This window comes from Micromonospora sp. NPDC023814, assembly GCF_040639595.1.
Classification (GTDB): Bacteria; Actinomycetota; Actinomycetes; order Mycobacteriales; family Micromonosporaceae; genus Micromonospora.
The window spans coordinates 18,202-28,932 of record NZ_JBFAAF010000084.1 but is presented as its reverse complement, the minus strand read 5'-3'; the positions used below and the strand labels follow the sequence as shown (position 1 = coordinate 28,932).

The 10,731-nt window shown below is 77.2% G+C and carries 4 protein-coding genes; all 4 read right to left on the bottom strand.

The window, feature by feature from the left end; genetic code table 11:
* Positions 1-3,067: hypothetical protein (locus AB0G14_RS30300; RefSeq protein ID WP_357703261.1), on the bottom strand; the 3,067-nt coding region annotated here is incomplete at its 3' end.
* Positions 3,067-5,703: a hypothetical protein gene (locus AB0G14_RS30295; protein ID WP_357703259.1), complete on the bottom strand. Its 2,637-nt coding sequence runs from the start codon at positions 5,701-5,703 to the stop codon at positions 3,067-3,069. The genes AB0G14_RS30295 and AB0G14_RS30300, both read right to left, overlap by 1 nt.
* Positions 5,704-5,716: 13 nt before the next feature.
* Positions 5,717-9,034, bottom strand: a complete 3,318-nt coding sequence (locus AB0G14_RS30290) for a DUF6603 domain-containing protein (RefSeq protein WP_357703257.1) — start codon at positions 9,032-9,034, stop codon at positions 5,717-5,719.
* Positions 9,034-10,731, bottom strand: coding sequence for a M14 family zinc carboxypeptidase (locus tag AB0G14_RS30285; protein WP_357703255.1), 1,698 nt, complete (start codon positions 10,729-10,731; stop codon positions 9,034-9,036). Before AB0G14_RS30285 ends, AB0G14_RS30290 begins: the two co-directional genes overlap by 1 nt.

Sequence of the window (10,731 nt, the reverse complement as noted above, 5' to 3'; positions counted from 1 at the left end):
GTCGAAGACCTCCACCACCAGGGTCTCCACGGTGGTGGTGCGGCGCAGTGCGGTGACGAACGGGGTGTGCAGGGGGGCGGACGGCGCCGCCGATGCCCCCGTCGTCCGCGGTCGGCGCCAGCTCGGCGGCGAGCCGGGCGGCCAGGGCCGCCGCCGTGTCCCGGACCCGGGCGTAGCGGGCCAGCAGGTCGGCGTGCGCGGCGGCGGGCGGGTCGGCGGAGTCCGGCCGCTCGGCCGTCGCGTCCGGGTCGGCCGGGCGGCGCCCGATCAGGGCGACCAGCCGCGCGGCGGCCTCGTAGCGGGCGACGCCGTCGCCGCCGGTCAGCGTGGCCGCGGCCGGCTCCGCGCCGAGCACGGCGGCACCGGCGGCGACGGCGAGGCGCTCCAGGTCGGTGCGCGCCAGGGCCAGCGCGTCCGCCGGCCCGAGCCCCAACGCGTCGAGGGTGACGGTGGCGACCAGCCCACCGGCGGCTACCTCGAACGTCCAGTCGGCGCCGACCTGGGTGGCCAGGAACGCGGCGGTCGCCGGGTCGGCCAGGGCCGCCGGGGCGAGGGTGGCCCGGTCGGTCGGGTCGGCCGGCAGTGCCGCGTCGGCGACGTGCGGCAGGACGACGACCACGCCGGTGCTCACCGCCCGCCCCTCCCGGGGGGTGCGCAGCAGCCCGAGCCGCGGCGGGCGGGTCAACCCGGCGGCGGCATCGAGCGCGGCTCCGGCCACCTCGGCCCGGCCCTCGGTGACGTGGTGCACGGCCTCGGCGACCAGCAGGTCCCCGTAGGCGTCCATGGCGACGCGCAGCCGGTCCAGGCCGGCCAGGCGGTCCGGGTCCAGCCCGAGGCCGCCCGGCGGGGCGGCCAGCACGGCCAGCCCGTCGCAGACCCGCCGCCCGGCGTGCTCGGTGCGGACGGGGAAGTCCCGGCGCAGCCGCTCCACGTCGGCCGGCGTGCCCACCACCCGCTCCACCTCGCGGCCGAGCGCCTCGGCCAGGTGCGCGCCGACCCGGACGTGTTCGGCGATCCGGTCGGCGTCGCGGACCGACCGGGACGTGAGGTCCAGGTCCCAGCGGGGCGACGGGTCGCTGACCGCCCGGTCCCGCAGCACCGTGGCGGCGAGACCCTGCCCGGCCGACGGCGCGTGGATCAGACCGGCGGCCGTGGGCCCGGGGGCGCCCGGCCGGGGCCGGTCCACCCAGCCGTACGCCCCGAGCCGGGGCTTGGCCGCCTGCTGTTCCACCAGGTCGTGCAGCCGCCGGGTGGGCGGCCCCAGCAACCACGGGTCGACCCGGTACGCGGCGGTGTCGACGGTGGCGCGCAGCAGCCGTTCCAACCGGGGCGGCTCGATCTCGCCGAGCGTGAGCAGCCCGTCGACCACCCGCTCGTAGGCGCGGGCCTGCGGGGTGGGCCCGTGCAGCGCGGCGGCGGGGGTGTTGGCGATCCAGCCCTGGAGCCGGCCGGCGGTGGCGGCGTCCCGGGCCACCGGCTCCGGGCCGGGCGGGGCCTCGCCGGCCAGCGCCCGCCCCACGTCGCCGATCGCCACCTGCAACGACCGGACGGCGAGCCGCAGCAGCAGGCTGTCCAGCGGGTACTCCCTGAGTAGTTCCTTCTCCAGGATCGCGCGGTTCGCGTACGCCCACGGCTGTTCCTCCGCGACCTCCAGCAGCCGCTTCAACACGTCGGCGACGCCGGTGCCGGCGGGCAGGCCGTCCGGCGTCACGAGCGGGATCTCCAGCCGGCGGGGCGCGCCCGTGGCCCCGTAGCGGCGGTGCGGCGCCAGGCCCAGCCGCTCGGCGTCGGGGTGCCGGTGCCGCCAGGCGGCGTCCAGGTCGGACCAGGACGCGCCGTAGCCGAGCAGGAGCAGCACCAGCCACCACAGCTCCAGCGGCCAGGCCCGGCGGTGCCGGAACAGCGGCGAGGTCGGCACCTGACCGATCAGGTCGAGCAGCTCCTCGGTGGACGCCCCGACCACTGTGCCCCGCTGCTCGGCGGCGGCGGCGTACTCGGCGCGCAGGTGGGACAGCGGCTCGACCAGGCCCGCCTCGACCGGCGGGTCCTTCGGCTCGGGCACCCACCGGCGCAGCACCGTGGCGGGCAGCAGCCCGTAGGGCTGGGGGCCGACGCGCAGCGTCGGGAACGGCCCCTCGGGCAGCAACGCGCCGGGCGCCCACTCGGCGGCGGCGCCGGTCGGCAGCGCCCACACGTCCGCCCCGGCGAAACCCCACAGCGCCGGCCAGAGCCCGGCCACCGCCGCGCCCGCCCAGCGCCGGTGCGGTTCCGACGTGCCGGGCAGGGCGCCGAGCAGCCCCGGGTCGCCGGTGAGGGTGGCGGAGACCAGCCGGTCGGTGTCGGTGGGCGCACCGGTGAGCACCCCCCACCAGGCCGCCGGGTCCCCATTGACGGGCGCGGCGGGCACGCCGTCCACCGTGTTCGTCGCCGAGCCGGGGGCCAGCAGGGACAGCCGTCCCTCGTCGCGGTGGCTGCCGAACAGCGCGCCCGGGTCGCCGTCGCCGAGACCGGTGACGTAGAGCGCGTCGATGTCGGACGGGTCGCCGTCCAGCGGCACCTTCCCGGCCAGGCCCGCCTCGACGGCCTCGTCCCAGTTCTCCCACCACCGCCGGTCCGTTGGTGCGTCCGGGGCGGGGAAGTCGACCGCGAGCCGGCCCCGGTCGACGGTGAGGGTCAACACCTGCGCCGGCGGGCCGCCGCCGCGGGCCAGCCAGACGTGCAGCGTGTCCGGGAACTCCTCGATCCGGGGGAAGGCCGGCTCGGTGCGCAGCTCGCCCGCGCCGACCGGCCGCAGCGCGGTGGTGCCGTCGGGGGCGGTGACGACCAGCGTCCGGACCAGCCAGACCGCCCGTGCCCCGCCGACGTGGACGGTCAGCTCGCGCCAGGCGACCTCGCCGCCCCCGGCGTCGAGGTAACGCCGCACCGCGTCGACCTCGCCCGGCGACACCCGCGGGTCGTGCCGGGCGAACCAGGGCTCGTCCGGCACCACGAGCAGGCGCAGCAGGCCGGGAGAGAACCGGGTCTCGATCCGCACCGGCAGCAGCACGCCGACGACTGGTTCCGCCATCACGGTCCTTCCGGGTCGAGGTGGTCGCCGCGGATGAGCACCCGCACCGGGCGGGCGAAGCTGGTCCGCGCCCAGGTCTCCGGCGCCGGGGAGGTCGAGGCGTCGTTGGCGAAGCGGTAGCCGGCCGGGGGTTCCTCGAAGACCAGCCAGTGCCGCAGCACGTCCGCCGGGTCGAACCCCTGGAAGCCGAAGAAGGTCACGTCGGTGCCGATCCGCCCCTGGAAGCTGGGCAGCACCCGGACCGCCCCGGCCGGCGGGTCCTGCCCGAAGTCGACCGTGCCGGCGTGCTCGGCGGTGACCAGGTAGACCACGGTGGCCGGATAGCGGAGGAACAGCCGCCCCTTGATCACCACGACCAGGTCCCGGCCCGAGGCGCCGGACGGGCGGTGCGCCGGGGTGCCCAGGCCGCTGTCGTCCGACCAGTTCCCGATGCCGGTGATGTCGTCGACGCGGGCGCCGGTGCCGGTGTCGGCCCGGCTCCAGAACACCCGCAGCGGGGTGCAGCCGCTGGCCACCGGGATGTTGCGCCACCGCAGCTCGCCGAGGAGTTGGGTGTTCAGCCCGGTCAGCAGGGCGTCGACGAAGCGCGGGTTGGTCTCCACCGCGATCACCGAGTTCTCCGGCAGCGCGCCCACCCCGGGCAGCAGCCACTCGTCGAAGGCGTCGCGCAGGTCGGCCCAGACCGGTCGGTCCAGCCCGACGCAGACCTCCGGCGGGGCGAGCGGCTGCGCCGGATCGAGACCGTCGATGGTGGACAGCACGCGTACCCGGGCGGCGGCGTCGGGGCCGGTCGGGTCGAACGCGGCGGCCACCCCGGCGGCCAGAGCGTCCAGGTCGACCGGGCGGCACGGCGGCTCCACCGGCTCCGGCTCGGCCAGCCCGTCCAGCAGCGCCGGCAGGTCGTCCTCGCCGGCCGGCTCCGGCCAGCGTTCCAGCAGCTCCCGCAAGGCGGCGGCGAGTCGCTCCAACTCCCGCTCGGCGCGGTCGTCGACGGTCGCGGCGGCGGCCAGCAGGGCGAGGGCCTCGGCCCACGGCGCCGGTGACCCGGCGTGCGCCGCCCGGGCGAGCCGTTCCGCCACCGCGTGCGCCAGGTCGCGCAGCTTCGGGTGGGCGGCCTCGGCCAACTCCTTCGCCCGTCCGGCGGCGGCGTGCAGGTCCACCTCCCCGGTCTCCGCCGCCCGACGTCGACGTTCCTCCAGGCCGTCGAGGTCGATGCCGAGGTCGTCCAGCGGGAGTCCGTCGGCGCTGGGGCGCGGCGGGCGCGGGCACCGGTTGGCGGCCTTGAGCACCTCGCCCGCGGGCACCGCGCCGGCGGCGGTCAGCGCGGTGCGCGCCGGCCCGGCGCGCAGGATCCGCCGGGCCGCGCCGGAGAACAGCCCCGCCGGCAGCGGCCGGTCCGCGGCGGTGGCGAGCGCGGCCACCGTCCCGTCCGGGGTGACCACGCGGCCCAGCGCCGGCCCGAGCAGCCAGAGCCGCTCGTACGCGTCGGCGGGCGTCCGCCGCCGCCACAGCCCGCCTGCGGCGTGCAGGCCGAGCACCAGGTCCCGGATCCGCTGCCGCGCCTCGGCGAGCGCGCCCTGGTGGGCGCGGGCCTCGGCGGCCAGTTCCTCCTGGAGGCGGATGCCCAGCTCCAGCCCGAGCCCGGCCACCCCCCGGTCCCGGGGGTCGGTGTTCAGGCTGCCGCCCCAGGTGGTCTCCTCCGGGGCACCGGCCCGCCACGCCTCGCCGTAGCGGGGCAGCCCGACGATCGGCCGGCCCCGGTCGTCCCGCGCCGGGGTGCGCAGCGCGTCCAGGTCGTCGTGGACCTCGCCGGGCAGCGCCGCGTCGGTGCCGCCGAGCGGGGCGAGCGCGCCGCGTACCGCCAGGTCGCCGGCGGTGGGCACCCGAGGGTAGTCCAGCGGCGCCCGGCCGGTCTCCGGCTCGGCGGCGCCGGGGCGCAGCGCGGCGGCCAGGTCCTCGAAGCTTCCCGCCGGGGTGGCGGTGCGGAACCGCCAGGTGTCGTAGCAGGGCACGGTGGCCGGACCGGCGCCCGTCCACCGCGGCTGCCCCGCCGGGTCGTACGCCGGCACCAGCGCCGCGACGTAGTCGGTGCCCGAGGCGAGGGGCCGCCCGGAGAGCAGCCGGGCGATCCGCCTCCCGGCGGTGTCCACCTGCAGGTGCGCCCACCGGTACGCCGTCGCACCGGTGCCCAGCGGGTGCAGCGCCTGCACGGCCGGGCTGAGCGTCACCTGGTCCCCGGCAAGGGTCAGCTCGTCGCCGTCCAGCCCGACGACCAGCACCAGCCAGGGGTGCTGCGCGCCAGCGCCGGCGGCCGGGCGCGCAGCCGGGGTGTACCGCCACGGCAGGGTCGCGTCGGCGAACTCCACGTGCGGGCAGCGGTCCGACTCGTGGTCGACGGCGCCGGGCGTCGGGTAGCGGCGGGTTATCGCCCCGGGGGCGAGGCGGACCACGTCGGCCGGGCCGGCGAGCAGGAACCGTACGGTGCCGGTGGCGGCCGTGGTGGTCGCGCCGGCGGCGTCGGTGCCGGTGAGGGTGACGGCCGTCTCGACCCGGGGCCGCCCGTCCTGCACGCCGGTGGCCAGCGCGGCGATCCGCTCCCGCGACCATCCGTGGAAGGTGAGCTGTTCGTCGGCCATCCTCGCCGCCCCTCTAGAAGCTCATCGCCGGCACGGGGTCGGTCGCCGCGACGGCGGCCCCGACGCCGCCCACGGTGGCCAGCTGGTGCGCCTGCGCCTGGGACAGCCCGGTGGTCACCGCGCCCCCGGCGTCGTGCACGGCCCAGGTCTCGTCCCGCACACCCATCGCCGGGGTGACCGGGTCGCGTTCGGGCCGACCGGTGCGGCCGGCCGCCGCGGCGAGCAGCCACCGGGGCAGCGCGGTGGCGGTGACCAGCACCGGCGGGGCGGGCAGCCGGATCTGCTTGACGGTGACGGTGAGCAGCGTGGACGGTCCGGCGTCGGCGCCCTCGCCGCCGAGGCGGACGCCGGCGGTGAGCCGTTCGAAGGCGCGCCGGTTCAGCGCGTCGGCGTCGGAGAGGTCGGCGAAGCCGCCGGGCGCGAACCAGTCGACCTCGGTGCCGGTGACCTGCGGGCCGGTGGCGGTGACCGTCTCCGGCCGGGTCAGCGGCGCGCCCTCGAAGCGTTGCAGCAGCAGGTCCAGCGGGGCGCGTTCCTGGGTCCAGACGGCCTGGCCCAGCGGCGAGACCACGGGCAGCGCGGCATTGCGGGCCGGCTCGACGACCACGTCGGCGTCGGTCGCGCCGGTGCTGCGCAGGTTGGCCGGGTCGGCGAGTTCCCCGGCCAGCTCGGCCACGGCCGAGGCGACCGGCGTGACGGCCGGCGGCGTGGACGAGCCGAGGGTGATGGTCTCCTCGAAGGTGATCTCGAAGAACAGGATCTCCAGGGTGACCCTGCCGTGGAAGACCACCGGGCCGGGGCCGGAGATGCTGCCCGTGAGGTCCAGCCCGGCCAGGGTGCGGCTGCGCCAGCGCACCCTCACCGACGCGTGGATGGCGAAGTCGAAGTGGAACGGCTGGAACCGGATCAGCGCGTCGAAGCCGAGGAAGCCCCGGATGTTGAACGGCCCCAGGTTGACGATGACCTCGACGGCCGCGCCGAACTGCAGCGTGTTCGTGGTGACCGCGAAGTAGCCCTCGAAGCGGAAGTAGAGCAGGTCGTCGGGCTCGCCGCGGGTCATGGCGATCCGGGTCAGGCTGGCGGGGAAGACCAGGGGCGCCGGGTTGTACGCCGGGTGGAAGCCGCCGACGGTCAGCACCACGTACGGCTCGGCGCCGTAGCTGAGCCGGAACGCCGCGCCGCCGGTCAGTTCGAGGATCTCCAGCAGGTGGCTGTCGATCAGCACCGCGTCGAACGCGACCAGTTGCTGCGCGAAGTCGACCACGCCCAGGATGTCCAGCCGGATCTGCAGGTAGGGCCGGCCGCCGGACGGGTTCTCGATCCCCGCGCGCGCCGAGCCGAGGATCACGATCTTGCGCGGGCCGGGCAGCTCGATGAACACGCCGATGTCGAAGCGGACCAGCTCCGCCCAGGACAGTTGCAGCGTCGGCCCGACCACGATCACGCCGGGGGTGGGCGGGAAGACCGCGGCCAGGTCGGCCAGGAGCACCGGGGCGTTGCGGACCGGGTCCTCCGGGGCCAGGATCCGCCCGACGGTGCCGGAGGCCATCCGGGCACGCAGCGCGTCCACGTCGGTCTGCCGGTTCAGCGCGAGCAGCCCGCCGACGGAGGAGAGCGCGAAGCCGAAGCCGAGCTGGATCGGCGGGAAGCTGGCCCGCAGCAGGATCAGCAGCGCGTAGCCGGGCGCGCCGCCGGGCAGCCGGGTGTCGAGCAGGCCGACGGCCTCCACCCCGACCACGCCGAGCTTGAGCGCGAGGACGCCCGAGTAGCGGCCGGCCGGCTCGTCGAAGCCGATGAAGCCGCCGCCGGTGACCGGCCCGGCGTTCACGACCATGCCGAGCCCGGTGGGCGGCAGGAAGCGGAAGGCCAGGTCGACCGGGCCGAGGTTGCCGTCGCGGACGGCCAGGTCGGCGCCGACGCCGATGCCGGCCACGCTCGCCGCGAACGGCCCGAGGTCGATGCCGCCGGTGAGCCGGACCTCCAGGGTGATGCCGGCCGCGCCGGGGCGCAGGGCCAGGTCGAGCCGGTCCAGGCGCAGCGGGCCCAGGCTCACCGCCAGAGGTACGGCGAGCACCAGGCCGGCGCCGCCGCGCAGGGTCAGCCCGTCCACCGGGTCCCAGTGCAGCCCGAGGTCGAAGTCGACCTCCAGGGTGGCCGGCAGCACGCTGGACAGGAAGCCGTCGGCGCCGCCGAAGGCGATCACCAGGCGGCCCGCGGCGACCTCGGCGTCGACGACCAGCCGGGCGCTCACCCCGGCGCCGTCGGCGGCGAACGCGGCGCCGACGGCGGCCCGGACGGCGGTGGCCGTGAGCCGGGTGCCGTCGGCTTCGCCGAAGAGCACCATCGGCCCGGGCCCGGCGGGCAGCCGCTCCACCGACACGGTCAGCTCCCCGGCGACCCCGGGCGCCGGGGCCTGCGGGCGCAGCGTGGCGGGCGGTTCGACGCGCAGGGCGGCGCCGAGGTCGAGGCTGCCCTGGCCACGCAGGCGTACCGCCCAGGTGTCGCCGATCGGCAGGGGGATGTCCAGCCCGCCGAAGTCGAACACGTCGAGGGTCAGCTCCAGCGGGGTGGGCGTGCCCGGGGGCAGTCCCTCCACGGCGTGCAGCCGGAACAGGAACGCGGCCAGCTCGGGACGGCCGCCGGGCCCGGCGAGCACCATCGCCGGCACGCCGACGGCGGTCAGCCAGTCGCGCAGCCGGGCGAGCAGCAGCGCGGCGTCGAGGGTGGGCTCGCCCCAGCCGTACACCTGGCGCAGCGCGGCGGCCGGGTCGTCGAGCAGCCCCCCGAGCCGGTCCAGCCGGAGCCCGCGCCGCAGGTAGGCGGGCCGGTCCCCGTCGGCGGGCACGGCGACGTTGTCGACCAGCCCGAACAGGGCGAGGGCACGGCCGAGCGCCGGCCGACGGTCCAGCAGGTAGCTGGCGGTGGTCCAGTCGACCAGGCGTTGCGGCAGGTCGGCGAGGATCGCGGCCAGCGGCGCGCTGACCGCACCGCCCGACGGGTACGCGGTGCGTACCGCCTCGGCCAGGGCGCGGACGGCGTCGACGGCCTCGACGATCAGCGGCAGCAGGTCGCCCAGGGCGGCGGCGATCGCGGCGCTGTCGTCGTCGGCGATCGCGTCGACCAGCGCGGTGACCGCCGGCGGGAGGGCGGCGAGGGCGGCGCCGGCGGTGCCGGCGGCGGCGGCCACCCCGGGCGCGCCCGCGACCGGGCCGGGCAGCGGCAGGCCCAGTTCGGCGAAGAGGTCGACCAGCTGCCCGGCGGCCAGCCGCTCGGTGACCGGGTCGAGCAGCCGGGCCAGTTCGACGGCGAGCTGCTCGGCGGTCCCGGCCATCAGCGCCCACCTCCCGGCTCGGTGCCGCCGTGCCCGTGCGGCGGCGGCTCGGCGGCGGCTACGGTCCGGCCCGGCGGTGCCCCGGTGGCGGACGCGCTCCGCCACGGCGGTGACTCGCCGACGGATGCGGCCGGCCCCGGGGTCCGGTCGGGGCCGAGGATCAGGCGCAGGGTGGCGACGAGCGGTCGGATCAGCCCGACCCGCACGGCGGTGCGTGCCCGGCGGTGCCGCCGCAGCAGTCGGGCGACGGCCGGGCTGAAGCTGTAGTAGACCCGGTCCAGCGCGTCGGCGGCCCGCGCGCCGCGCGGCGTGGCCCGCAGCCGCCCGTCGCGCAGGTGCCGCAGGTAGCGCACGTCCGGGTGGTCGGGGTGGCCCAGCGCTGCGGTGGCGATCAGGCAGCCGCCCCCACCCCCGCCGGAGGCGGGCAGCGGGGATCTCGCGGCGACCCTGAGCAACGCCGTCACGGCGGCGTGGATCTCCCGGTTGATCTTGCGGAAGTGGCCGGGCGGGTCGGCGTAGTTGCAGTGGAAGCCCTGCTCCTCGGCGTGTCCCGTCTCCAGGGTGTACGCGAAGATCGGCTGCCGGTTCGCCAGCACGAACTGCCGGCTGCACGCGTAGTCGTCGCTGCACCCCGAGTTCGGCCCGCCGCCGACGGGCAGGTAGAGGAAGGCGCTCTGCCCGACCGTGTACTCGGAGTGGGCACGCTGGGACGCCGACACGGGCGCGGCGGGATCGACCCCGGCGGATCGGAGGATCTCGTCGTGCATCGCCGTGGCGATCATCCGCGCCCGCGAGCGGATCCGGTGCGGCGGATCGTCGGGGAGGTATTCCTTGTAGTCGGTCCGGCCCGCTGGCAGCGCCGGATCCCCGGCGATCAGCCCGTCCCGGGTCCCGGCAAAGGCGGGCGCCCGCCAGTGCATCGCCGGGTCGTCGCCGTCCTCCTCCAGCCCCCAGGAGTAGAGGATGTTGCGGCCGAACATGTGCACGTCCGCGTAGTAGTGGATCGGCAGGGTGTCCAGCAGGGACTCCAGGTGGCGGGTCTCCACCTCGGAATGCGCCGACGGGCCGCGGTAGGTGTCGTCGGCCGGCGACGTGGAGGCCGGGTCGGAACCGTACCGGGCGCGGTAGAGCGCCACGTCGTAGTAGTCCTCGAAACGCCAGATGATGTCGAAGTTGCGGTTCAGGTCGACGCCGATCTCACCGCCCGCCTGCGGGCTGCGGTTCTTGCGCCAGCCCGGCTCGCTGAGGTGGGTCAGGTCGTGCTCCCGCCCGTCGGGGTTGAGCAGCGGCAGGATGTAGACGTCGAGCTTCGTGACGATGTCGTTGACGTCGGCCGCCGGGATCCGCCAGGCGCGGTAGCGGACCGGGGCGCCGACCAGCGGGGTGACGGTCATCGCCGGGAAGACGATGTCGGTGCCCGACGTGTACGACACCAGCAGGTTGCGGGCGAGGGTGACCAGCGCGTCGGGCGGCGCCCACTCGCGGGCGTGCACCCCGCCGACGATCAGCGCCGCCGGCCGGTTCGGGCCGCTGCCGTTGGCGATCCTGACGTAGCTGTGCGTCCGACCCCCGGCCGTCTCCGCCGGGAAGACCGTCCGGGTGCACAGCGCGGGGAAGCTCGCGGCGAGATCGGCGAGCGCGTCCTCGATCTCCTGCGCCCGCAGCGGCGCGGTGATGTCCGGGTACGGCGGGGGCAC